This is a genomic window from Alphaproteobacteria bacterium, assembly GCA_030739735.1.
Taxonomy (GTDB): domain Bacteria; phylum Pseudomonadota; class Alphaproteobacteria; order UBA7887; family UBA7887; genus UBA7887.
In genome coordinates, this window is the sequence record JASLYQ010000002.1 from 70434 (window position 1) to 95314 (window position 24881).

Annotated in this window: 18 protein-coding genes; 5 read left to right on the forward strand and 13 right to left on the reverse strand. The window is 57.5% G+C overall.

Annotated elements, in window-relative coordinates:
• Window positions 1-18: 18 nt before the first annotated feature.
• On the reverse strand, window positions 19-2346 hold the full coding sequence (locus tag QF629_01580; protein MDP6012226.1) for an efflux RND transporter permease subunit: 2328 nt from the start codon (window positions 2344-2346) through the stop codon (window positions 19-21).
• 18 nt (window positions 2347-2364) lie between these two features.
• Window positions 2365-3636: a hypothetical protein gene (locus QF629_01585; protein MDP6012227.1), complete on the reverse strand. Its 1272-nt coding sequence runs from the start codon at window positions 3634-3636 to the stop codon at window positions 2365-2367.
• Between the two features lie 57 nt (window positions 3637-3693).
• On the opposite strand from QF629_01585, the gene QF629_01590 reads away from it, so the two are divergent.
• Entirely contained in the window at window positions 3694-5277 is a 1584-nt protein-coding gene (locus QF629_01590) for a DHA2 family efflux MFS transporter permease subunit (GenBank protein ID MDP6012228.1), read from the forward strand.
• 55 nt (window positions 5278-5332) lie between these two features.
• Here the strand turns inward: QF629_01590 and QF629_01595 are convergent, their stop codons facing one another.
• Together QF629_01595 and QF629_01600 are read right to left on the reverse strand one after the other, a co-directional pair.
• Window positions 5333-6778, reverse strand: coding sequence for an indolepyruvate oxidoreductase subunit beta family protein (locus tag QF629_01595; GenBank protein ID MDP6012229.1), 1446 nt, complete (start codon window positions 6776-6778; stop codon window positions 5333-5335).
• The gene (locus tag QF629_01600) at window positions 6775-8853 is read right to left on the reverse strand and encodes an indolepyruvate ferredoxin oxidoreductase subunit alpha (GenBank protein ID MDP6012230.1); all 2079 of its coding nucleotides are present in this window, start codon (window positions 8851-8853) and stop codon (window positions 6775-6777) included. Before QF629_01600 ends, QF629_01595 begins: the two co-directional genes overlap by 4 nt.
• Window positions 8854-9007: 154 nt before the next feature.
• Between QF629_01600 and QF629_01605 the strand changes: the two genes are divergently transcribed.
• From QF629_01605 to QF629_01620, 4 genes are read left to right on the forward strand one after another with little or no spacing between them, the layout of a single operon-like run.
• Window positions 9008-9280: a hypothetical protein gene (locus QF629_01605; GenBank protein MDP6012231.1), complete on the forward strand. Its 273-nt coding sequence runs from the start codon at window positions 9008-9010 to the stop codon at window positions 9278-9280.
• 56 nt (window positions 9281-9336) lie between these two features.
• Window positions 9337-10035: a glutathione S-transferase N-terminal domain-containing protein gene (locus QF629_01610; protein MDP6012232.1), complete on the forward strand. Its 699-nt coding sequence runs from the start codon at window positions 9337-9339 to the stop codon at window positions 10033-10035.
• Window positions 10032-10913 carry a DMT family transporter gene (locus tag QF629_01615; protein ID MDP6012233.1) on the forward strand — a complete coding sequence of 294 codons (882 nt, stop codon included), beginning with the start codon at window positions 10032-10034 and terminating at the stop codon, window positions 10911-10913. Before QF629_01610 ends, QF629_01615 begins: the two co-directional genes overlap by 4 nt.
• A gap of 56 nt (window positions 10914-10969) precedes the next feature.
• Window positions 10970-11251, forward strand: a complete 282-nt coding sequence (locus QF629_01620) for a hypothetical protein (GenBank protein MDP6012234.1) — start codon at window positions 10970-10972, stop codon at window positions 11249-11251.
• 161 nt (window positions 11252-11412) lie between these two features.
• Here the strand turns inward: QF629_01620 and QF629_01625 are convergent, their stop codons facing one another.
• The 9 genes from QF629_01625 to QF629_01665 form a co-directional block, all read right to left on the reverse strand.
• On the reverse strand, window positions 11413-11925 hold the full coding sequence (locus QF629_01625; protein ID MDP6012235.1) for a hypothetical protein: 513 nt from the start codon (window positions 11923-11925) through the stop codon (window positions 11413-11415).
• A gap of 212 nt (window positions 11926-12137) precedes the next feature.
• Complete coding sequence (add, locus tag QF629_01630; GenBank protein ID MDP6012236.1) at window positions 12138-13163, reverse strand: adenosine deaminase; 1026 nt, start codon at window positions 13161-13163, stop codon at window positions 12138-12140.
• Window positions 13160-13594, reverse strand: a complete 435-nt coding sequence (arfB, locus tag QF629_01635) for an alternative ribosome rescue aminoacyl-tRNA hydrolase ArfB (protein ID MDP6012237.1) — start codon at window positions 13592-13594, stop codon at window positions 13160-13162. The genes add and arfB overlap by 4 nt, the downstream gene beginning before the upstream one ends.
• Window positions 13595-13820: 226 nt before the next feature.
• Complete coding sequence (locus tag QF629_01640) at window positions 13821-15437, reverse strand: antiporter (GenBank protein MDP6012238.1); 1617 nt, start codon at window positions 15435-15437, stop codon at window positions 13821-13823.
• A gap of 55 nt (window positions 15438-15492) precedes the next feature.
• Window positions 15493-18192, reverse strand: coding sequence for an MFS transporter (locus QF629_01645; protein ID MDP6012239.1), 2700 nt, complete (start codon window positions 18190-18192; stop codon window positions 15493-15495).
• Between the two features lie 36 nt (window positions 18193-18228).
• Window positions 18229-18927, reverse strand: coding sequence for a respiratory nitrate reductase subunit gamma (locus QF629_01650; GenBank protein ID MDP6012240.1), 699 nt, complete (start codon window positions 18925-18927; stop codon window positions 18229-18231).
• 17 nt (window positions 18928-18944) lie between these two features.
• Window positions 18945-19532 carry a hypothetical protein gene (locus tag QF629_01655; protein ID MDP6012241.1) on the reverse strand — a complete coding sequence of 196 codons (588 nt, stop codon included), beginning with the start codon at window positions 19530-19532 and terminating at the stop codon, window positions 18945-18947.
• Window position 19533: 1 nt separating this feature from the next.
• Window positions 19534-21102, reverse strand: a complete 1569-nt coding sequence (gene narH / locus QF629_01660; protein MDP6012242.1) for a nitrate reductase subunit beta — start codon at window positions 21100-21102, stop codon at window positions 19534-19536.
• Window positions 21103-21114: 12 nt separating this feature from the next.
• Window positions 21115-24876 (reverse strand): nitrate reductase subunit alpha, encoded by a 3762-nt coding sequence (locus QF629_01665; protein MDP6012243.1) that lies wholly within the window; start codon window positions 24874-24876, stop codon window positions 21115-21117.
• Between the last annotated feature and the right edge of the window lie 5 nt (window positions 24877-24881).

The window sequence follows — 24881 nt, forward strand, 5'->3', positions numbered from 1 at the left end:
GGTTTTATTAAACGACCGTTAATTAATGTGCTTGGCCTTGCGGTCCAAGTAGATCAGCAAGGTCGGCAGGAACAGGAAGTCCGCGATCAACGCCACCATGATAGTGATAGAACTGAGCCAACCCACGTGCGAGCTGGGCCGGTAGCCCGAGGTGCCGAGCACGCAGAAACCAAGCACCAGTACCACGGTCGTGATCAGCAAAGCCGAGCCAACTGTATTGAACGAGTAACGCACCGCCTCCGGCGCATCCATACCGTGCTCACGCCGGGCCCGTAGATACTTGCTGAGAAAATGAACCGTGTCGTCTACGACGATACCGAGGGTCATAGCCACCACCGTCGCAATGGCAAGCCCAACCTCGGACACCAGTACCCCCCAGATACCGAAGGCCATGGCCACCGGAAAAAGATTAGGTGCGAGACTAATGAGCCCGATCTTGACGCTACGTAGGGCAAAAATGAGAATCATAGAGATCAGAACCAATGCCAAGATGCTACCGAACAACATGGAATTAATGTTGCGCTCTGACAGCCCCGCCACGACTATGGCGATACCACTTCCGGGCACCTCGAGGTCGGGCGCGTTCTGCGCGAGCCAAGCCTGTGCCTTGCGGTCGATCTCCTGAAGTCCCCTTGAGGTTTGATCGCGCAAAACGACAATGAAACGGGTAGCAGACCTTCCAACATTGATCTGATTATTCAAATCTAGACCGTAAGGCAAAGACAGTTCGTAGAGCAATAGATACTGCGCTGCGAGCTTGCGATTTTCCGGTACACGGTACCATTCTGGCTCGTCGCCATGCATATTTTTGTTGAGTCTCTTGAAGACCTCACTGATGCTGTTGACGTTGACTACTGTCGGCTGCTGACGATACCACTGGGTGAAAGCATCGAGCTTGGCTAGATAGTCGGGCCTGCTGATGCCGCCTTCCTCGCCGGCGGAAAGCGAATATTCTATCACGTTCAAACCGGTCAGGTTCTCCTGCACGAAATCCGCGTTGCGGCGGAATTCGTAGCGGTGATCAAAATACTCGATGAAATTGTCGTCGAGTTCAATGCGCATCATGCCTGACGAAACGACGACGATGACAACAGACATACCCCAGAAGATCGAAGCCTTATTGCCGATGACGAAGCTTGCAAAGCGGTCCATCAAAGGTAGATGTGTGGAGTTGCGTTGGCGAACCCGCACAGGAAGGACCGCCATCATCGCCGGCACGAAGGTCACGGAATAGGCAAAGGCTGCGATCATGCCGAAGGCGACGATATTGCCAAGCTCGCGAAAGGGCGGTGCGTCCGAGAAGTTCAGAGCTAGGAAGCCGATTGCGGTCGTCAAGCTGGTGATGGCCACCGGCTGCATATTTATGCGTAAGGATTCAATAACCGCATCCCGGCGCGAGCGCCCACGTTGCATTTCCTGATACAACGTCACAAGAATATGTACGCTGTGAGCCACCGCGAGCGACAACAGCAATACAGGAGCCTTGATGGTGGTGGGGTTGAGCGGCATACCGATCCAGCCGGTGGCACCAACTGCTACGATGGCGGTCATGAAGATACCAAGCATGGCAAGCACGGTGCCAAACACGGCGCGCAAACTAATGCCCAGAACGATGAAGATGACCAAAAAAGCCATAGGCCAGAGACTCTCGAATTCCTGGAATGCGGCAATGCCGAATGCCATGTCGGTGGGAATGCTGCCCGCTGTGTAGATATCGATCTCCGGATGATCCTTCTCGAGTTGGGCCAGAGTCTGGTGAACGTGGCGCATCACATTGCCGACCACGCCTGTGGCGCCACGCTTGAGAATGGTGATATTGACCGAGGCCACATGCCCCCGGTCGGACACCAGACCGTTGACCAGCAATGGCTCGGACATCGCTACCTCACGGATGCGAACGAGGTCTTCGTCGCTCAACTCGGCGGCATTCTCGACCAGATCTGTGACGGTCAAGTCGTCGCCGTTGGCTCGGCTCCACTGGTAATTGGCAATCGAATCGACCCGCAACGAGTGCGGCATCTGCCACGAATCCTCGGTTAGCTTCTCAAGTACGGCTAGGGTCTCGCGCGTAAATACATTGCCGTCCTTCGGCGCCAACACGTAAAGCATGTTGTCGTTGCGGACATAGGTGTTCTCTATCGCCTCGTAGATATTGTATTGGGGATTGTCGTCGGCGAAGTAGATACGCAGGTCGCGTGAGATGTTGACTTGGCTCAAGCCATAGCCGATGGCCGCCACACTGAGCAGGCTAGCCAGGATTACCCACCAGCGATTTCGCACGACCCATTCGCCGTAGGCATAAGGTTTGCGTTTCGACAATTGTGCGCCGGCAGTGCTATCGCTCACGATTTGTTCCCTCCAGCGTCAGAAGTAATAGCCAAGTTCGAGTTGAATCATGTCGTCGTCACGGAAGCTGTTGACGATGTCGGCCGCATCAACGTCAGTGAATAAGCGCCCCTCCAGGGTCAGCTTGAAGCTCTCGCCGATGCGGCGGCTGGCCTCGAGACCGAAGACGCGCGTGCGGTTGCTCAGATCGATGATCACGCTAGCCAGAAGATTCGTGTCCTGGGCATCATTCAACGCCAGGCGGGCACCGACGAATATGTCGTTCTGGGAGCCGCTGCTCGATTTGTTGAGACGGCTATCGCGGGCGTATTCCGCCAGCAGGCCAAGATCTGCATTGCTGTCGAGCAGGCCATAGAGCGAATATTCAAAACCACCAACCATGGCGTAGTAGTTCTGCTCTCGCCCGAGTCCGTTCTTCTGTCCCAGACGGTGGAGCGCCTCTAGCTTCCACAGCCAGGCGCCTGTGGTGTACTGGATGTCGCTGCCGAGTTGATTGATGATTTCGTAGGTCGGGACCTGCACCAGCTCGAATTGATCGTTGAAGCCCAGCGCCAGGGTCGGCTCGCGGCTGGTGCCATGAAAGGCGTAGGCACCCACGTCCCAATCACCGATGGAATTGGACCAGCGCAGGGCAAAGTCAGGATGCCAGCGCCCGGCACCGGACTCATAGCTGGTTTGCGCATCATCGACGAGGAATTGCCCGCGCATCCTGCCGCGCCGGCCGACAAATGTGCGGTCGCGGAAATATGGCATATAGATGGCATCGAGATAGCCCCAATTACGGATCAGGGTGAGGTTGAGCATCGGCTGGCCGAGTTTGTCCTCCATGTCAATATTCTCGACGGCATCAGTCTGGTTGACGACATCTACCAAATGCAGAAACTCGGTGACGCCCCAGAAGACTTTGCCGATGCCGAGCCCCAGCTCCCAGTCGTCGCGCACAATCTGCATATAGGCCTCGCGCAGGTCGAAGTGGCTGCGGCTGCCGTCGGTGTTGTCAAGGCGCGCAAAAGGCTCGATGGTCAGGCTCGTATAGTCGTCCCATTCCATGTAGAACTCGGGCTGCAAGGCTAGGGTGGCGGCGTGCCGGTCCTGTCCATGCCAACGCGGTGGATTGAGGAAGAAACGACCCTCCAGAACGACACTTCCCGATGCCTCCTCGACTACCGGTTGGCCCCAAAGCCAATCGCTGTCATCGGCCTCCTCTTCGGCGCACGCGGCAGCTGGAATGACGCAGACCGCCAACGCCAGGACAGTGCGGATGGCGGCCGGAACGAAGGGCGAGGACATGGCGGAGGGTCTCCAGCAACGAATTGGATTGGTGGGGTTGTATAGGATGTCCATTAATTGGCCAAGCTGAGCGAAGATAATGGGGAGAACGGCGCCGCAGAAAGGCCGCTCGATGCGCGCACCTGGATCGGTTTTGCCGTGCTCGTCTTCGGCACCTTTCTGACTCTGGTCAATATCCAGATTGTCGGCTCGTCCTATCGGGAGATTCAGGGCGGCCTGGCTGCAGGGCCAGCCCAAATCAGCTGGGTGTTGACCGCCTCGCTGACGGCCGAGGTCATCATGATTCCGCTTTCTGCCTGGCTGTCGCGACTGATGTCGACGCGCTGGCTGTTCACCTGGTGCCTCGCCGGCTTCTCGCTCGCCTCCTTCGCCTGCGCCATGGCGACAAGCATCGAGTCGATGATTGTCGCACGCGCAGCTCAAGGGTTTTGCGGCGGTGCCATGATGCCGATGGCGATCGCCATCTGCTACCTCGCCTTCCCGCAGCGCCTGCAGCCGGTCATCATCATGGCGATCTCCGTCTTCGGCGTCTCCTCCATCGCTGTCGGCCCGGCGCTCGGCGGCTGGATCACCGACGTCCTCGGTTGGCGTTGGTTGTTCTGGATCAGCCTGCCGTTCTCGCTGCCGCTGATGCTGATAGGCAATTGGGCCATGCGTTTCGACAAGGCGGAATGGCGTCTGGCCCGACGCATTGACCTTTCCGGTATCGCTCTGGCGATCGTCGCACTAGCCACGCTGCTTGTCGTTCTTGAGGAAGGCCACCGCCGTGATTGGCTGGAATCTGACCTGATCGTCGGACTGTCCGTCGTCGCCCTCATATCGAGTTATCTTTTCGTTTGGCGACAGGTCACGGCCAGCGATCCGCTCACAGATCTGCGACTGTTTGCCAACCGGAATTTCTCTATCGCCTGTGTCGGCATCGGCGCCTATGGTGCGCTTTTCTACCTCTCTATATTTATCCTGCCGCTTTATCTCTCCACGGTGCGCGGTGCCGATACTGTATTCATCGGCGTGATCACAGCAATCCTCGGTGTCACCATGGTCCTTTCAGGCGGCATCGCGGGCGTGTTCTTGCGCTTTCTGCCGCCCCGCATCGTTGCTGCCGCCGGCCTCGGCGGCTTTTGCCTCGGCACTTGGCTGCAAGGCTCGCTAACCGCCGAATGGGGCCTTGCTGAGCTCTGGCTGCCGCAGGCGCTGCGCGGTTTCTTTAGCCAGCTTTGCTGGCTTGCACTCGTCACTATGGCGCTCGGAACCCTGCCGCCCGACCGTGTCAAGAACGGCAGTGCGCTTTTCGCCCTTGTCATGCGGCTCGGCGGCGCTGTCGGCGTCGCCGTCATCAACTTTGCCGTCATCATACGCACGCGTGTGCACTACGCGGAGCTCGCCGCCGCAACCCGTGCGGGCCGCGACGCTGGAGCCCACGCCCTACCGACGGCAGAAAGCCTATTCCATTCCCTGCATGGCGTGTCGCCGGAGGCCTCGCGCGCGGGCATCGTGTTGATTTCCGAGATCGCCCAGCGCGAGGCTCTGATCCGTGCCTATAACGATGTTACCTTGATGGCCGCGGTCATCGGCGGAGCGACGATCCTGTTGCTGCCCTTCGTGCGCACGCCAGTTCCAGGCCGCACACATTCCGTATGATCACCTCCGTCAACATGGTGATGACGGCATTGTCCTCGATTAGCGAGGACCTTCTTCATGTACCCGTCCGCAGCTCCAAGGCCAATGCCTCGCCGGCCGGATCGGCCAGCGCTGCCTCACGCACCTGACGCAAACGTGCTGCAGCATCAGGCAGGGTTCCGGCCAAGGCGGGTACGGTGATGCGAACGCGTATCTCGTCGTAGCGTGCCAGCCCGCGCCGGTAGGTATCGCCGTAGCCCTTGAGCAAGCGGCCGCAGGCGGCAATCTCGAAAGCCAGATCGGAATCTTTCGCCGCGGCAACATCGGCAAGCCACGCATCAATCCAATCCTGCTCTTCCACCCAGCGATAGCCGAGTGGTCGCAAAGGCCTGAGTGCCGCTAAGGCGCGCAGCAGAAGATAACCCCCTATCGAAGTGCTGCGTAGGCGCAAACCCACATGCATCCGCTCTCTTAACCCACGACGATCCACCCAGCGCAGCAATGCCCGGGCAAGGCCACCGGGGAGCAGGGCACAGACCTCCTCGATTCCTGGCTTGAGATAGTCGTGCACATGAAACGGCTTACCTACGGCGCCAACCTCCGCGCGCAGACGGGCCAGGCGCTCGGGCCGAACCTTGAGTTGGGCAACGCGGATCACGTCGTCATAGGCCATGCGCAGAGCTAGCACTTCCGCCACTTCCTGCGCAGCGCGCTCACCGACCGCCAGTACACGTTCGAGCCGCATACGGTATCGCCTGGCATAGGCAGTATTCTGATAGTCCTGCATCCGCCGTGCGCCTTCGGTCGCAACATGGCGCAGCGCCTCGGGCAGATCGGCGAAGACAGCATAGTCGCGAGGCACATCAATCTGCTCCGGCTCCGGCGCCGACGCGTCCTGCTCGCCCTGACCAATGGCAAGCCCGGCAGCAAACCCAGCCAGATTGGCTTCCACGGCAAGGCCAGAGTCGCGGATGGCATCGCGAAAGAACTCTTCCGAAATCGGCAGCTCTCCAGTCGCCGACATAGCGCCGAGGATCACCGCATTGACTGCCGCGCCACTCGCCGCGAAGTCTCTGAGAACAGCCCGGCGCGACAGCGTACGTGAAGCGTCCAACACGCGACCTGCTTCAAATCGGCCGTCGCCCATGGCGCCACGCTCAGCGATGGTATAGACGCGGTGGGTAGCGGCGATAAGCGTGGTGCGCTCGGGCGAGACATAGCCCGCCGCAATGGCGCGCCCCGCCTCGATGAGTTCGCTCGCCACCATCATGTCGACCTCGCCCGGCGTCGGATAGAGCGCGAATAGCGGCTCCGGCGCATCCGAGCTTAACGGCTCAGGCCAGACCTCGACATAATAGGTAGTGGCACCAGTGCGTTGCGCAACACCGGGGATCGAAGTTGCCTGCACGTTCAGGCCTGCCGTCGTCGCCGCATTCACAAGCCAGCCCGAGAGCACGCCACCACCCTCACCACCCATAGCGGCGATGAGTATGCTAATCGGTTTCTGTGGCCTATCGCTCATCCCACCACCAGACGTCTGACCCTATCGAGGAAGCGATCGAGGAACCCAGGGTTCTCCACCACCTGCGTGCGGTAGAACGAAGGACAGAGGACGGCCGCAAGCGCCATCTCGCCACACAGCCCGCAACCGACGCAGCTCTCTGCTACCTTGGTCACTGGGTGATCGCGAAAGCCGTCCGGATTGTCGGCTACGCTGAGCGAGGGGCAGCCCGATAGGCGGATACAGGCGTGATCGCCCGTACAGGTCTCGGCATCGACACCGAAGCGCGTACGTACCACGCGCTTGCCCGCCTCAAGTTGCTCGCGAACCTGCGGCCTGATGCGGCGCTGGCGCGCCAGCTGGCATTCACCATCGGCGACAATGACCTTGAGCCCCTGGGCCTTGGTGGTTAGCGCCTCGCGCAGGCTGGCGATCATCTTGGCCACGTCATAGGTATGGATGGTCTTGATCCAGCGTACGCCCAGACCGCGCAGAGCCTCCTGGATACCCATGCTCGGCGCCGAACTTTTGCTCGACGGAATTGGCTGCCAGCCGGTCGCCGATGTGTAACCGTTCTTGAAGATCACCAGTACGCCATCATCCCTATTGAACTGCGTACTAGCCACCCCTGTAGTTAAGCCGTTATGCCAGAAGCCACCGTCACCCATGACGCTGATGACGCGCTTGCCAAAAGCTGGCGCAACGCCGGTCGAGCTGGCCAGGCCAAGCCCATATCCCAACACCGTGTTGCCGATGTTGAAAGGCGGCAGGGTGGAGAAGGTGTGGCAGCCGATATCAGCAGCGACATGCGTGGGCCCCAGCTCGCGCTCGACCATCTTCATAGCGCTAAACACGGGGCGCTCGGGGCATCCTGTGCAAAAGCTCGGTGGGCGCGCCGGAATCTCGCCGCCCAGCGCCTCGGCCGCTTTGGTCTTGAGATCACCGACGGCCGCCATGCGGCCGGTGCCTGACGCTGCCGCGCGCGTGAGGAATTCCTCGACGCCCGCCAACATCACCTCACCGGTATATTCGCCGGCCTCAGGCAGCACGTCCTTGCCATGCACGCGCGTATTGATGTCCGCCTTGCGCAAGGCGACGTTGACCGCCTGCTCTAGGTAGTCGGGATTGCCTTCCTCGACCATCAGCACCGCCCGCTTGCCGACACAAAAGCGTGTGATCTCCTCAGGCAACACCGGATAGGTCGCGTTCATTACGTAAAGCGGCACGCGGCTATTGCCGAAGGCATCTGCCATGCCGGTTAGTGACAAAGCCCTGAGTACACTATTTGTCAACCCGCCCTGAGTGATGATGCCGATATCGGACATGTCACCATCGAAGAACTCATTCAGCTCTTGTTCGGCGATGAAGCGGCGCGCAGCAGGTAGGCGCTGATCTATCTTCTGCTTCTCCTGGGCATAGGTCGCAGGGGGCAGGCATATGCGTGAATAGTCAAAGTCCGGGTTTTTCAGCACATGCCGGCGCGAGATGGGCGGTGCCACATTGTCTTTGGCCTTGAAGCGCCCGTGCACGTGGCAGGCACGGATACGCAATTCCAACATGGCCGGCAGGCTCGACACCTCGGACAGTGCGAAGCCTTGCTCGACCATGCGCACGATGGTCGGCAGATGCGGGCGCGGGTCGAGCAGGCACAACGAGGACTTCATAGCGAACGCGTGGCTGCGCTCCTGAATGATGCTGGCGCCCTCGCCGTAATCTTCGCCGATGACGATCAGCGCGCCGCCCTTGACCCCGGCGGAGCAGAGGTTAGAGAGCGCGTCGGAGGCCACGTTGGTGCCGACGGTCGACTTCCACGTCACCGCGCCGCGCAGGGGATAATTGATTGAGGCGCCGAGCATCGCAGCGGTAGCGGCCTCGCCAGTCGGCGTCTCCAAATGCACGCCTAGCTCATCGAGAAGGTCAGAGGACTGGATCATGACATCGAGCAAATGCGAGATCGGCGAACCCTGATAGCCGCCGACGTAGGCGACGCCCGACTGCAACAGCGCTTTCGTCACGGCGAGAATACCCTCGCCGTGAAAAACCTCCCCATCGCCCAGCCTGAGCTGTGCCACCTCGCGTGCAAACGATCGTTCCATCGCCTTTCCCGACCCCACTCGCCCGCGTGACCATACACAAAGCCGTGCGCGAAGGCGATTTGTGGCGCACGCAAGTTAACGGTGTAATGCCCTATCAGGGGAGGTGAGATGAGCGACATCCGCACGTGACTGGAAGCACTGGACCTTGGCGAGTATGCCGGGGCCTTCAAAACCGAGAACACCCCCCCCCCCGGAGCTGGTCAGTGATCTCGACGACGGCAACCTCAAGGATCTCGGCCTATCCATGGACCACCGTAAGTTTGTGCTGAAGGCCGCCACCTCGCTTGCGCGCCATTGGCAATTCCAGGGCAAGACCCGGGAAGCCCGTGACCTGCTCGCCCAGGTCTACGGTTGGTTCACCGAGGGCTTCGACACGCCCGACCTGGTCAACGCCAAGCCCCTCCTTCACGAACTCGCGACCGCCTAGGCGCGCCTTCGCCCGCCTGCTATAAGGCGCCTCTTACAAAAGAGCGGGAGTGCGCCGTGATCGATTTGTATTTCTGGCCAACGCCGAACGGGTGGAAGATCACCATCATGCTGGAGGAGTTAGGGCTACCCTACAAGGTCATCCCCGTCGAGATCGGCAAGGGTGACCAGTTCAAGCCGGAGTTCCTGGCCATTAGCCCGAATAACAAAATGCCTGCCATCGTCGATCTAGACGGCCCGGACGGCGAGCCGATCTCTATCTTCGAATCCGGCGCCATCATGATCTACCTGGCGGAGAAGACCGGCAAGTTGATGCCAGCGGATCCGCGCGGGCGCATCCGCGTACTCGAATGGCTGATGTTCCAGATGGGCACGGTTGGACCGATGCTGGGCCAGGCGCATCACTTTCGCAACTATGCGCCAGAGCAGATCGATTATGCCGTGAATCGATATACGCGCGAAGCAAGTCGCATCTACCAGGTCATCGACACGCGCTTAGCAGACAACACCTATCTCGCCGGCGACGAGTATTCAATCGCCGACATCGCGGTATGGCCATGGCTTTTGCCCCATCGCCAGGGTCAGGACCTCGCCGACCTCCCCAATCTCAAGCGTTGGCGTGACAACGTAAAAAACCGTCCCGCCGTCATAAAGGGCCGTGAGGTGATGAAGGACACGCTACCCGTCGGCGACGTCAAGGACGACAAGGAGCGCTTCTCGATTCTGTTCGGCGACAAGCAGTACACCACTCATTGAGAGACGCCGACGCACCGTCCGGTCGTTCCGGCCGGGGCCTCGCCCTGATGTTCGCCGCCACTATCGGCTTCAGTCTGATGCATGCCGCCATCCGGCATTTGTCGGGTCAGCTGCATCCCTTCGAGATGGCGTTCTTCCGTAACGTCTTCGGCCTGCTGGTGATGGGACCAATCCTGCTACGCTATGGATTAGCGCCCCTGCGCACAGCCCGTTTTCCCCTACACAGCCTGCGCGCCATCCTCAATCTTGTGGCCATGCTGTGCTTTTTCTATGCACTCAGCATCACGCCGCTGGCGGACGTCGCAGCGCTGTCGTTCATGGCGCCGCTTTTCGCCACCGTGCTTGCGGTCTTGGTACTTGGCGAAATCGTTCGTATCCACCGCTGGAGCGCCATTCTTTTCGGCTTTGCGGGCGCCTTCGTCGCCATCCGCCCCGGCTTTGAGGACGTCGGCCTCGGGCCCGTGCTACTGCTCGCCCAAGCGGCCGTGTGGGGCGCCACACTGATCGTCATCAAGATCCTGTGCCGCACGGAATCGAGTGTCACCATCGCCGCCTATACGGTACTGCTGATGATCCCGCTCTCGGCCGGCCCGGCGCTGATGCATTGGCAGACGCCAACGCTGGAGCAGCTCGCCTGGCTGGCACTGATAGGCGTGCTTGGCACCATCGCCCAGATGCTCATGACCCAGGCGCTCAAGGAGACCGAGGCGACGCTGGTACTCTCGCTCGACTTTTTCAAGCTCGTTTGGGCCACCATGCTCGGCTACTGGCTATTCGGCGAAGTGCCGGACGAGTTCACCTGGATCGGCGGCGTCATGATATTCGCATCCGCCACCTATATCGCCTATCGTGAAGCCCGCTTGCGCAAGATGGGATAAGCCTTATGGGACAACATACGACGGCAATGCTGATGATCGTAGCCATGCAGATGTGATTGGTCTCGGCCGTGTCCATCCAGGTGCTGGCGCATGCCGATCACGACGATGCCCTGTTCGCGCGTCTCGCCATCTCCCTGCTCGGTAGTGAATGGCTGAGCGGGTACGATTTCCTGACGCCCGTCAAGGAGCCAGTCTATCCGATGTGGCTCGCCGCGGTCTCCTCGGGGCCAAGCGCATGGCCTATCTCGCCCAATCGCCGCCACCACGGAATCAGACTTAACCGCTCACATTTTCCAAACCTTGGACTGACCCCCGGTGCAGTTACTCGTGATTTGTAGGGTAACTGGCACCAGTATCTGATACAGGCTAACGCATGAAGTAGCATGCAAATCTAAAAGGCTCGTTTCCGAACAACTAAGCGACTTCCAAAACCTGTCGTCAGCTCAATGAATGCCGAGATATTCTACAAGCCTTCAAGCTTCACCCGCTACCTCAGACGTCAGTCGATTGTGATGATTCCGGAGAACGTGAACTTGCCGGCTCTCCCAGTCGACAATGACTCGAAGACCATGTCTCCATTCCCTGATGCATTGGCGTATTTTCCGCTTCCTCCGCTGGCAATCCATTTCACCTGTTCGCCCGGGTGACGGACATATCCCAGTATCAGGTAGTCTGCCTCGGCATCGGAAATAATCATTGCTCCGTAGGCGCCGGTACGCTGTATGTAGCCGCAAGGATTCCCCCAATCTCCCTCTCCTTTTGACGAGTGATAAACGGCGTCAAGATCGATAACTGCGTGCAAGGCCGGGTTTGTTCTGTCCTTCGGCAAGTAGACGCCCTTTCCCTCCGCGACGCCTTTGGCATGAAAATCGGTTTCCTCGTTCTGGAGATCGGTAAAGGTGAGGTATGCAACACCTGCCATGTCGATATCTGCAGCGTTTGTAGGCACTGTTAGTACAGCAGCAAACACCACTGCCATCAGCACGGATATAATCGATAGTATTTTTTTCATGGTCCCCTCCCATAACGTTTGTCTTCGCGGCATATGGGTGCAAAGTAGCGTTGTGAACCGCCATTTTCCAGATGCCACTCATACTCGTAAAAACTATACCACAAATCCAGCGCCAAGAGTCCAAAACGGACTGGCGAAAATGCCGTGCATCACCCCAGAATGGCACCCGCTTCGGCGGATGTTTCTTTTTAATTCCGAATCAGTAGCACCCCTCACCCGTTCGGCAGACGCCACCCAGGATCATTGGTGAAGGTCTTGCGCAGGCTCGGCCCATCGCGCTCGGGCCGCCAGGCAGCGTCAAGAGCGTTTAGCACCAGACCCTGGATCTCGGCCGGCGTGAAATTGTGTACGTCGTGCAGAAGCACGTATTCCTCGACCAGGGTGTTGTGAAACATGCCGGGGTCGTCGGTGTTGATGGTCACAGGAATGCCGGCGTCGTGGTAGCGGCGCACGGGATGTGCGGCAATATCGGCAACCACGCCCGTCGCCAAATTGGATAGCGGACAAACTTCCAGCGGGATGCCACGCTCAACCAAAAGCGCAACCAGGCTGGGGTCCTCCTCGGACCGTGTGCCATGGCCAATTCTATCTACCTGCAAGGCCTCGACAACGCGGCGCACGCTGTCAGCGCCAGCCGCCTCACCGGCATGGGCGCCGGTCCTGAAGCCGCGGCGGCGGGCATCTTCATATAGCTCGGCATAGGGCTGGGGCGGAAAGCGGTGCTCCGAGCCGCCCATGCCGATGCCGACGATACCAAACTCGCGCGCCTCATCTGCTTCGGCGACGGTTCTGGCGCCGCTTTCCGGTCCCAGATCACGAACCAGGTCAGCGATCAGCCAGACTTCGACCCCGTCGACCCGGTCGAGACCGCGGCGAATGGCTTGCGCCAGTCCCGTAACACTGAGCTTATTACCGCTGAAACGCGCCGGAGAGAAAAAGATTTCGGCATAGTGGATATTGTGGCGCACCAGATCAGTCGCAGCCGCCTCAGCGATGAAAGCAAAATCGTCGTATTCCCGCAAAAAATTATTTTTCCACAACCAGGTTTCTATAAACTCAGAAAAATCGTTATATATCAATCTATCTTGTAAATGTTTTAATGTTTTAATTGAATCGTCACCATTGTATTTCTTAATCAGTTGAAACAAGGTGTCGAGCGGAATTGCCCCTTCCAAGTGCAGATGCACCTCGGCCTTAGGTAAGGCCTGTAGCCAAGCCTGAAGATCGAATTTGCTCATTGGGACTCTCGTTGGACCCGCGCACGCAAGCTCTTGAGCACAGAGCGTCGGCGTTTTATCTCGAGACGACGTTTGCGAGCCCCGACAGGCACACCGCGCCGACGGCGGGGCTTGGGCGGATCCGCCGCCTCGCGCACCAAGGCCACCAGCCTGTCAAGTGCATCGCGGCGATTGCGAGCCTGGGTGCGAAAGCGCCGTGCATCTATGGTCAGGACGCCACTGGCGTCAGCGCGCCGGCCGGCCAGCACCAGTAGACGCTCGCTGACCGCCTCGCTCAGCGAAAGCGATCCCGCGGCATCGAAGCGCAGCTGTACCGCGCTACTGGTCTTGTTGACCTTCTGCCCGCCCGGCCCCGAGGCACGTACGAAGCGCCAGACAAGTTCGTTCTCGTCCAGGCTGATGTGTTCGGTCACAACTATGGGCTCTGACATGATGCCCACTATATCGTCCTTAACGGGTGGCACCACGATCGCAATCCGTCCGTCCGGACGCTACCCTAGGGATAGAATGGAAGTACCAGCGCGCACAAAGAAGAGCGCAACCATAGACAACTCGAGGCGAGCCTTCCCATCGGCCGAATAGAACGAGGTGGAATGTCGGCTCGAGTCGTGTCGCGATAGGCGCCAGTAGCGTGTCACTCGACCAAGTATGAGCTTCCTAGGGGTTGTCGAATTCTCTTTTCGGTCCAAGGTAGTACCACCAGTTCAGAACCAGACAGACAAGGTAAAAAACCGCAAACCCATAAAGAGCGTATTGCGGCGTAGCCGCTTTTATCTGCTCACTGAACACCTGGGGTATGATAAAGGCGCCGTAGGCCGCTACCGCCGAAGTCCAGCCCAAGGCCGGTCCCGCTTGCTCCTTTGGAAAGATCATGGCAATGGTTCGGAAGGTCGAGCCGTTACCTATCCCGGAGCCGGCAAATAGCAGCAGAAAAAGCAGGAAGAACGGCACGAAGTAGTCTTCCGGCGTCGCAGATTGATAAGCAGCCTGCATGAAATAAGCCACGCCAAAGGCGCTCACGATCATCAGGACGGTGATGACCTGAGTGACCTTGGCCCCGCCGACCTTATCCGAGATCCAGCCACCGATGGGACGTATCAGAGCTCCGATGAAGGGGCCAAGCCAAGCGAACATCAGGGCGCTCGGGCCATTCGGATTGAGGGTGTCGTGCGTCAGGACGCCATCGACCTCAAGGTGCTGGTATCCGAAGATGACCTTTATGGCGAGTGGAAAAGCAGCTGAATAGCCAATGAAGGAACCGAAGGTCATGGTGTATATGACACTCATGACCCAGGTATGCTTATTCTTGAAAATTCCGTACTGGCGCCGAAGATTGTCTTTGACGAAAAAGCACACGTAGTAAAGCAGGAGGACCGTCGCGGCGATAACGCCGAGGAGTACGAACCACTTAGACCATATTGGCCAGCCCAAGCCGATCGGCGCCGGAAGAATCAAGAAGAGACCGCTGGCAGCAGTGACGAACCCTACCAAGAGCATCGCTGTGATACGGGAGAACGCACCCAGCGGACCGCCGGCTACTACCGGTGTCACATCCTGCGTTCGGATGTTGTTCATACCAAACCAACCGGCGAAGGCCAGCGGCACGAGAAGGATCAGCCAGACAAAGCCGGCGTTTTGAATCCAGGTTTGCGAGCCGGCCGGAATCTTGCCAACCAACGTGCCGGAGGTGCTTTGCAAGGTCATGGGATCGCCCGTCAGCGATCCAAAAACACCAAAAGTCATCACCAGCGGCACCAATATTTGCATGGTCGTCACACCGGCATTGCCGAGTCCCGCGTTCAGGCCGAGCGCCAGGCCTTGTACGCGCTTGGGAAAGAAAAAGCTGATGTTGGACATCGACGAGGCAAAATTGCCTCCGCCGAATCCCGATAGCAAGGCCAGCACTTGGAAAACCCATAGCGGCGTTTCCATGTCCTGCAGCGCGATGCCCGTCCCGACGGCTGGAATCATCAGTAGAGCGGTGGTGAAAAAGATGGTATTTCGACCGCCAGCGATGCGGATGAAAAACGTGCTCGGAATGCGGAGCGTAGCACCGCAGAACCCAGCGATCGCAGAGAGCATGAACAACTCGGACTTGGCAAAGGGAAAGCCAAGATTGAGCATTTGTACCGTTATGATGCCCCAGTACAGCCAAACCGCGAATCCGCAAAGCAAGCTGGGGATCGATATCCAAAGGTTGCGTCTAGCGATGCGCTTCCCGGTCGAACTCCAGAATGCATCATCCTCGACGTCCCATTTTTCGATATTAGTCATTTTACTTTCCCATTGCTTTGCTTGGCGTGACTGACCGTGCCTGTTCGAGCTCGCATCAGTCGCACCTGACCTCGGCTCCCTGACGCCTGTACCACCACCAGGTAACAAACAAACAAGCCAGGTAGAACGCTATGAAGAAGAATAGGGCCGACCGCGGGCTGCCTGTGTTCTCGATAGACACGGCAACCATTGCCGGAATGATGAACATCGCCAGCGCCCCGATCGAGGCGGTAAAGCCTAGCGCCACGGATGCTTCGATCTCTCCGGTCGATATGGAAGTATCTCGCGCGACCTCAGATTGGCTCACCGCTCGGCCCTCGTGAAGCTTGCGAAATACGGCCGGTACGAGATGGAAGACCGATCCGTTGCCGACGCCAGCGGTGAAGAACAGCGCCACGAAAACCAGGAAAAAACTGTTCGCGTCACCGCCGGACCCGGCCGGCAGACTCAGCAACAGACCAACCGCCGCCAGCGCCATGCCCGCAAAGCTCCAGACCGTCACTTTGGCCCCGCCGATGCGATCTGCCAGCCAACCCCCGAGCGGCCGAACCATGGCCCCCAGCAGTGGCCCGACGAAGACCCACCGAACCATCTCCGACTGTGGAAACAGGGCATAGATAAGGATGGGAAAGGCGACAGAAAAGCCGATGAAAGAGCCGAAAGTACCGGTATAGAGGCAGGCCAGAACCCAGGCGTGTTTGCGGCGAAAGATCACGGCCTGTTCCGCAAACGTCGCCCGCGCCTCGCGAATGTTGTCCTGGCCCAAGGCAGCGGCAAAGGTGGCGCCGAGTATAAACGGCACCCAGGCGAAGCCAGCATTCTGCAACCAAACCTTGCTCACCGCATCGCCGTCGACACGGGTCTGGGGCTCGCCGCCCAGGATGGTGAAGGCGCCGGCATAGATCACCAGAGGCACCACCGCCTGCACCAGACCGATGCCAAGATTTCCGATTCCAGCGCTCCAGCCCAGAGCGGCACCTTGCATGCGCTGGGGAAAGAATAAGCTGATATTGGCCATACTGCTGGAGAAATTACCGCCACCAAACCCACATAGTATAGCAATGATAAAAAATATGACGTAATCAGTGCTTGGATCCTGAACTGCCAAGGCCATCCACATGGTCGGGATCAGCAACGATGCGGTGCTGAACACGGTCCAGTTCCTGCCCCCGAAAACGGGCACGAAGAAGGAATAGAGCAGGCGCAACGCGGCGCCCGAAAGACCTGGTGCAGCTGCCAGCCAGAAAAGCTGACTTGTCGTGAACTCGAAGCCGACACGCGGCAATTCGACAACCACCACGCTCCAGACCGTCCACACTGCGAGAGACAACAGCAACGGCGGCATGGAAAAGATCATGTTACGCAGGGCAATAGCCCGCCCGGTCTTTTCCCAGAAGGCCCTGTCTTCTGGGCGCCAGTATCTCAGCCAGCTGCCGCGACGCTGCGCCGCTGCCTCCACCTCATCGCGGATCACCTGTTCCCGAAATTCGGTGTTATTTCGCAGCATTTCTAGGCGCTCTTGCCTAGCGGCAGCCCAGGTCCAGATCATCACCCCTGCAAGAACAGCATACATCACCATGAAGGTACTGCTGCGCACACCCGAGGCGTCCGCTGCGATTCCGAATATGATTGGCAAAGTGAAACCGCCGAGGCCACCAATCACACCGACCAGCCCACCTACCGCACCCATATTGCCAGGATATCCGTCGGCCAGACTGCGATAGACGCTGGCCCCGCCTATGCCCATGGCGATGCCAACAATAAAGATTAGGAAGGTGAAGAAAATTACGCTAACGGCAAGATTGAATGTAATATCGCCAGATATTCCATGAACGGTGAAGGTAGTTGCCGGGTAGGAGAGAAAAAACAGACAAATTATCGAAACCCAAAATACCCACCAAGTAACGTTATCACCGCCCCATTTATCCGAGAACCAACCACCCAGGGCCCGGATCACGCCAGCTGGCAGCGTAAATGCCAATGCGATATACGACGCCTGCATCAAGCTCAGCTCGTATTCCTGCATGTAGTATTTTGGCAACCACAGGGCCAACGCCACGAATCCGCCGAACACGGAGTAATAGGCAAGACCGTATCGCCACACTCTCTGATCCCGCAGAGGCACGAGTTGGTCGACAAGCCGCGGCAGATTTCCCTCTCGTCGACGCTCCTCCAGCAGCGGATCGGGATAGGTGAACAGCCAAAAAAGGATAGCCATCACCAGCATTACTACCGAGTAAATTTCCGGTACTGTGCGCCAGCCAAAGGTCACTACTATCAGCGGAGCAACTAAGTTCGTCACGGCCGCACCGGCGTTGCCGGCGCCGAATATTCCCATCGCCGTGCCTTGCTGCCGTTTGCTGAACCAAGCCGAGGTATAGGCGATGCCGATGGCGAAGGAGCCGCCGGCAAGGCCCACAAACAGGCCGATGATGAGGTATTGCCAATACTGATCCGCGAAAGCCAAGCCATAAGTCGACGCGGCAACCAGGAGCATCTGTATAAAGTAGACGATACGCCCGCCGAAACGGTCGGTTAGAAGGCCAAGTGGCAAACGCACCAAAGAGCCGGTAAGTATAGGTGTTGCAACCAAAAGCCCAAACTCGGTCTCGTTCAGATCGAGCTCACCCTTGATCTTGATGCCAATGATTGAAAACATCGTCCAAACCATGAAGTTGACCGTAAAGGCCACCGTACTCATGGTTAGGACGGTGTATTGTTTCCTTTTCTCGTAGTGAAAGCTATCGCTGGGCATCTGCGCCGAGCTCTTTAGTAAATTTTCATCAGCCTCTTATTTTTTTAGTGCAACGTATCGTCTCATAGAAATAAATGGCCTCGTAAAGTATGCGAATGGATAGCTGAATATATGCACCAGCTTGGTGAAAGGTAGATAGCTGAAAAAGATCAATGCAACAATTACATGCAGCTGGTTCACCAACGGAGCACCCGCAATCATGGAAGCATCGGGCTGCAGCTTGAAAATGCTGCCGAGCCATGGTCCAACCGAATAGGATATTCCGAAAAGCCTTTCGACGGCAGACTGATAAAGCCCGAGACCACTGATTAAGATCAAGAACAGTAGGATGATATAATCATCCAGCTTGCTCATGGCCCTCACTTGCGGAATGGCCATTCTCCGTAGGAAAGCCCAAACAATTCCATAGAAAAACAGAACGCCGCCACCAAGTCCCGCCCATTGGAAAAAGTTGACCCAGGACGCCAGGTTGTAAGCACCACCGATAAAGCCGATGATGTGCGCGAAAAACAGGATGATTATGCCCCAGTGCAGGCACAAGGACGCTGGGCCAATCGATGCCCTACCGAAGAATCCGGTGGAGCGGGTAGTCCATAGGTAGTCACCGCGGACGGACAGATCCCACTTGCCGCGATAGCTGCTCATCATGCCGCTACAGCCGCGATATATCGTGCCACCAACCAAAAACAAGATGGCGATGTACGGCAGTCCAATGAAAAAGAAGTTCTCCCACATAGCTATTCACCCTGTGTTTAGTTTATTCCCACGTGGGTTGCGCTCTTTTCAATACTTATGACATTTGCTAACGCATCGAGCAGGTGTAGATACGGCGTCTCCAGCTCCTCCAGACGGTGGCGCAGCGGAGGCAGAAACGGCAGGAAATACTCGTTGATGAGCTTATCTCGTATCGGGTCCTCCATGGACTCGGTGCTCAGTGCAAGAAAATCCACCATCATTGGCAGGTAGTCAGGCAACTCTATTCCATTCGGCTGCCGACCAAAGTGCTTGTAGATACCGACCAGGTCGATCATGTAGCCGTTCCTGTCGGAAATGGCAGCACTGGCACAGGTCTTGGGCTCGTCGTATGTGTGACTCCCCAGATACAGAGAACACTGAGGATCCAACTCGAACAGCTCGATATACTCTTCCTCCGAGATATCGTTCTCACCGAGAAACGTGGAGAGCAGCGTGGCGCTCGGCGCGTCGATGGCCCGCAACCTCTCAATAACCTCTGCAGCGATCTTTCTGCCTTCATCACGCTCCGCATCCGAATCGGGCGGGCTGCACCACAATTCCGCTATGAGAGCGTAAACCTCTCCCAGGGTCTCGGTTTCAGCCATATTATTCATAGTCTTTCGATTCTGTGTGATACGACTTGAAATAACTCTTTCTGCGCTTCAACGGCGACCATGGTGTCATCTGGTCGAACCCAGCGACGCCACGCTCCGTATAGGGACTGATGTCCGCGGATTCGCGCTTGGTCGTCGGCACCACGAAGCGCTCATCGTAGAATGCCAGGGACAGCGCCCGCACAATTCCATTGGCGTCCTCTTCGCTCAGACCGACCTTGTCGAGCACTTCCTTATTCGGCGTGCCATCGACCCTTATGCTTCGCTGGTAGTGCCGTATCGCGAGTTGTCGCAGCAGCGCAGTCTTCACCACGTCCTCGTTTCCGGCGCCGAACATGCTGGCGAGATATTGTAACGGCACCCGAAGCTTCTCGAGCTCGTCGAGCGAAAGCAGCGGGCCGTCCGACGGCTTCTCCATGTCGAAGACATCCTCGCCGCTTGGTGAATCCTTTCCGGCGCTGGTTATCATCGGCGCCAACGGCGGTATGTAGAACAGGCTCGGCATGGTCCGGAACTCGGGGTGCAGCGGCAGCGCCAACTTCCACTTCTTAATGATCTTGTAGACCGGTGAGCGTTGCGCGGCGTCGATCCAATCATCGCTGATGCCGCTTTCCTTGGCTGCCGCGATCACGGTCTCGTCGAAGGGATCGAGGATCACCTCCCTTTGGGCCTCGACCAGATCCTTGTCATCGGCCATTGCGGCTTCCTCTACCCGATCTAAGTCGTAGAGCAGAACACCGAAAGAGCGAATCTTGCCGACACAGGAATGGAAGCAAACCGGAGGCAGACCCGACTCGATCCTCGGATAACAGAGAATACATTTCTCCATCTTGCCGCTAGACCAATTGTAATACGGCTTCTTGTAGGGGCAGGCCGAAACGCAATAACGCCAGTTTCGGCACCTGTTTTGATCGATGAGAACGACACCGTCTTCCTCCCTCTTGTAGGCGGCCCCCGATGGGCAGGAACCAACACAAGCCGGATTGAGGCAGTGATTGCATATGCGCGGAAGATAAAAATAAAAGACGTCTCTGAACTTTAGTACCGCCTCCTTTTCGCGCTCGCTCATCTCGTCAAAGTTCACGTCGTGCTTACCGGTGATGTGGGCACCGCCGGCATTGTCTTCCCAATTCACACCCCAGTTGATGGGGATATCCTCCTCCTCGGTGACCATGGATTTCGGCCTGCCGACAGGTTGCTGCGTCGATTGCTCGGAGGAGTGGAGGTCATCATAGGTGAAGGTATAAACGTCGCCGTCCCCATAGTAGTCGGCCATCTCCGGCGTGTGGGGGTTCATAAAGAGATTGGAGAGCATGTAGGCCTTACTGCCATAGCGCAGTTTCAGCTTGTTGCCATTCCGCACCCATCCTCCCTTCCATACATCCTGGTTTTCCCATTGCTTGGGATAGCCGATACCTGGCTTGGTCTCGACGTTGTTCCACCACATGTATTCGGCGCCTTCCCGGTTCGTCCACACATTCTTGCAGGCGACCGTGCAAGTGTTGCAGCCGATACACTTCTCCAGGTTGAACGTCATACCGATTTGAGCTTTGACTTTCATGGTCTTCACCACTCATTCACTTGGCAACTTATGGAGTTCGCTTTCCTGATAGATCGGTCTGTTCTCAGACCCCAAGGGCATTTTTCGAATTATCACCCCATGGTCGCGTTCGGACGGACTCGTTCCCCAATAGTTTATGTAATAGGAGAATTGGGCATAACCGCCGATCATCGTCGCCGGATTCATCAGGATTCTCGTGGTGGCATTGTTGTTTCCGCCGCGCAGGTCCGAGGCGCCGTGCTTCTTGGCAAGCGGCGACAGCGGAACGTTCACATGGCGTTCTACCTGATGGTAGGTGATAGCCATGTTGCGCGGCACCTGATGGCTTACGACCGCTCTTACAACTTCGATGCCGTTCTCGCAGAACATCTCGACCCAGTCGTTATCGCGCACCTCTATTTCTGTCGCATCGTCGGGATTCAACCATACCGTAGGCCCGCCCCGCGACATGTGCATCATGGGCCAATGGTCTCGGAACGAGCTGTGTATCTGCCATTTCCCATGCGGCGTGATGAAGCGGAATATCTTCGACTTTGGTCCGGCTTTGGCCAAATCGATATCGCCGATCGCGACCATGTCCAACGGCGGCTTATTCGTCGGCAGCGCCTCTCCGAGTTCCCTGATGCCCTCGTGGTCGTAATAGATCTCCTGGCGTCCGGAAAGCGTGTGCCACGGCTTCAGCCGTTCCACGTTCATGGTCCAGGGGCCAAAGGTTCGCTGCTTGCCGTCCGAGTCGTGCAACAACGCGCTCCATTGTGGCGTGATATGGATTCTGCGCGGCTGGGAAATGATATCCTTGTAGTGGACTTTCCGGTTCTTGACCGACTCGACCATATCGGCCATCGGCAAACCGACCTTCTTTTCCATTTCCTTGAAAAAGAGGTGCGACAGACGGCCGTTAAGCTCAGGAGATATCTGCAGAATTAGCTCGCACGCCTGCTCAGGTTTTTCGAAATAGACGCGGTCGTTCTTCACGTCTAGCGCCTGGTTGTGCTTGAGCTCCTCCTCGACGATAGGCGTCAAATCGGCGTATTGGCCTTTCGAGCCATAGCCCTTGGGCTTGCTGACCAACGGGCCGAGCGAGACCATTTTTTCGTAAACCTTAGTATAGTCTCTTTCGACGATAGCGATGTTCGGGAAGGTCTTGCCCGGGACCAGCTCGGTATCGCCGTTTTTCCAGTCCCTGACCTCGCCCAATGGCTGAGCGAGCTGGTCTGGACTGTCCATCCACAAGGCGTTGAAGACGATATCCTTGACCGGCTCAGGAAAATGCTTCTCAGCCATTTTCGAGAATTTTTTGGCAATGATCCTGAACGCATCCCAGTCGTGCTTAGCCTCCCACGGCGGCTGCGTTGCCGGCGTCAGGGGATGCACGAATGTGTGCATGTCGCCAAAGGTGACATCGTATTTCTCGTACCAGAAGGCGGCCGGCAGAACGACATCAGAATAGTTAGCCGTCGAATCCATTCGAATATTGAGGTTCACCAGAAAATCAAGCTTGCCGACCGGCGAATCCTCATGCCACTCGATTTCCTTGACCAAATCTTTTGCCGGCTCCTCGTCCCAGAGCACATTGTTGTGCGTGCCGAGCCAGTGCTTCAGCGCCAATTCATGCCCCCGCATGCTGGTGCCGATCAGGTTGCCGCGGTAAACGGTAACCATTTTTAGGCGGTTCTCGGGCGCATCCACGTCATTGATCGCGAAATTCAGCTTGCCGCTCCTGAACTGCCCGGCGACCCAATCCTTCACCTCTTGGTCGGAATTGCAGCCCGCCTTGACGGCATCCTTGTAGAGTTCCATCGGGTTGGTCTTGTCGACCTGCGGGAAGAACGGCAGCCATCCCAGTCTCACGGCGAGGGAGTTCATGTCGGCGGCGTGGTTGAACTCGGGAAGCTTCTTCGCCCCCGTGGACCACTGGGTGTCGAGCGACATGTTGTCGTAGCGCCATTGCCCGGTATGGAAATACCATAAGGAGGTGGTGTTCATCAGGCGCGGTGGCCGCGACCAGTCGAGAGCGCCGCTGAGATTGACGAAGGCCGCGTTTAGGCGCGTGTGCTGAGTGCCGACATAATGGTTGAAATTTCCGCCATTGACACCGTTGCAGCCGCAAAGCGCGAGCATCACCGCCTCGTTGCGATAATACAAAGAGGCACCGTGATAGAAGTGCTGAATTCCCGGGCCCGTTATGAACAGGGACTTGCCCTTTGTCTTTTCGGCATTGTCGGCGAATTCCCTGCCCACCTGGATGGCGAGGTCGCGGCTGACGCCGGTCTGTGCCTCCTGCCAGGCCGGGGTATACGGTTTGGGGTCGTTGTAGTCTTCGGGATAATCGCCGCCCAGCTCGCCTCTTGCCACGCCGGCTTGTGCCATCAAAAGATCGAAGGCGGTGGTTACGACCAATTCTTTACCATCGTTCGTCCTGATGGTCTTGGCCGGAACCTCGCGCAAGAACTCTACGGCTTTCTGGCCTTTACCTTCGGTCTTACCCATGTCGATATTGAAGGTATCGGTGAAGTTACTGAACGAGACCATGGCATTCCGGTCTTCGTTACCGAGGAGTGTCAGGAGCGGATCGAACTCCTCTTGGGTAACCGCGTTCTTCAGCTGAAGATTCCAGTTGCCGGTCGGCTCTTTCTCCCACCTGAAACCGACCGAGCCCGTGGGAAGGTGCAACTTTCCCTCGCCGTCGGTCATGATTAGCTTCCAATCGGCGTTTTCCTCACCAGCATATTCGGCAATGTCGGAGGCCCGCACAAAGCGCCCCATCTGATATTTGTCACCGTCCTTATCGAGCACGACGAGGAATGGCTGGTTGGTATATTGCTTCACGTAATCCGTGAAATAGGGCGTTTCCTTATCGACGTAGAACTCCTTGAGGATGACGTGGATGCAGGCCATGAGATAGGCGCCGTCGCTCCCGGGCACAAGCGGCACCCAGGTGTCGGCATATTTCGTCACGTCGGAATAGTTGGGCGAGAGAACCACAATCTTGGAGCCACGGTATTTCGCTTCGGAAAGGAAATGCGCGTCCGCGGTGCGGGTCATATTTATGTTCGAGCCGGCGACAACCCAGTAGGTGCCGAGATACCAGTCAGAGCTTTCGCAATTTTCCGTCTGATCTCCGAACATCGAGGAAGAAACATGTGGAAGGTCGTGGTACCACTCATAGTAGCTGCAATAAATACCGCCAAGCAAATTATTGTACCTGTGACCAGATATAAAGCTTAGCAGACTCATGGCGGGAATGGGAGAGAAGTTGGCCATGTGGTCTGGGCCATGCTTCTTGATGGTGTGGATTTGAGCCGCCGCGATAAGCTCCGTCGATTCGTCCCAGCTGACCCTCTTCCAGCCCGCTTTTCCTCTCGCGGCCTTGTACTTCTTCGAGCGCTCCTCGTCTTCGACGATGCTGGCATAGGCCTCGACTGGATCCTTGCCGCTCTTGCGCTCTTCGGCATAGAAATCCCACAACACCTTACGTACGTACGGAAATTTCGGCCGCAAGGGGCTGTAGGGATACCAGGAAGCCGTGACGCCTCTTTGGCAGCCCCTAGGCTCTACGTTCGGAATATCAGGATCAATCTGTGGATAGTCCGTTTTTTGCAGCTCCCAGCATATTAGGCCGTCCTTTACGAAGACTTCCCAGCTGCAGGCCATCGAGCAGTTCACACCATGACCCGAGCGCACGCTGTAGTCATAACTCCATCGTTTTCTGTAAAACTCCTCCCACGATCGAGAAGCCTCACTAACACTAAACCACTTGCTGCTATCTCTCATGACAG

What these genes read in the sequence shown, in the direction of transcription:
- QF629_01585 (MDP6012227.1), bottom strand. Translation starts at nt 3,636, where the DNA reads ATGTCCTCGCCCTTCGTTCCGGCCGCCATCCGCACTGTCCTGGCGTTG.
- QF629_01595 (MDP6012229.1), bottom strand. Translation starts at nt 6,778, where the DNA reads ATGAGCGATAGGCCACAGAAACCGATTAGCATACTCATCGCCGCTATG.
- QF629_01600 (MDP6012230.1), bottom strand. Translation starts at nt 8,853, where the DNA reads ATGGAACGATCGTTTGCACGCGAGGTGGCACAGCTCAGGCTGGGCGAT.
- QF629_01605 (MDP6012231.1), top strand. Translation starts at nt 9,008, where the DNA reads ATGCCGGGGCCTTCAAAACCGAGAACACCCCCCCCCCCGGAGCTGGTC.
- QF629_01625 (MDP6012235.1), bottom strand. Translation starts at nt 11,925, where the DNA reads ATGAAAAAAATACTATCGATTATATCCGTGCTGATGGCAGTGGTGTTT.
- add (MDP6012236.1), bottom strand. Translation starts at nt 13,163, where the DNA reads ATGAGCAAATTCGATCTTCAGGCTTGGCTACAGGCCTTACCTAAGGCC.
- arfB (MDP6012237.1), bottom strand. Translation starts at nt 13,594, where the DNA reads ATGTCAGAGCCCATAGTTGTGACCGAACACATCAGCCTGGACGAGAAC.
- QF629_01640 (MDP6012238.1), bottom strand. Translation starts at nt 15,437, where the DNA reads ATGACTAATATCGAAAAATGGGACGTCGAGGATGATGCATTCTGGAGT.
- QF629_01645 (MDP6012239.1), bottom strand. Translation starts at nt 18,192, where the DNA reads ATGCCCAGCGATAGCTTTCACTACGAGAAAAGGAAACAATACACCGTC.
- QF629_01650 (MDP6012240.1), bottom strand. Translation starts at nt 18,927, where the DNA reads ATGTGGGAGAACTTCTTTTTCATTGGACTGCCGTACATCGCCATCTTG.
- QF629_01655 (MDP6012241.1), bottom strand. Translation starts at nt 19,532, where the DNA reads ATGGCTGAAACCGAGACCCTGGGAGAGGTTTACGCTCTCATAGCGGAA.
- narH (MDP6012242.1), bottom strand. Translation starts at nt 21,102, where the DNA reads ATGAAAGTCAAAGCTCAAATCGGTATGACGTTCAACCTGGAGAAGTGT.
- QF629_01665 (MDP6012243.1), bottom strand. Translation starts at nt 24,876, where the DNA reads ATGAGAGATAGCAGCAAGTGGTTTAGTGTTAGTGAGGCTTCTCGATCG.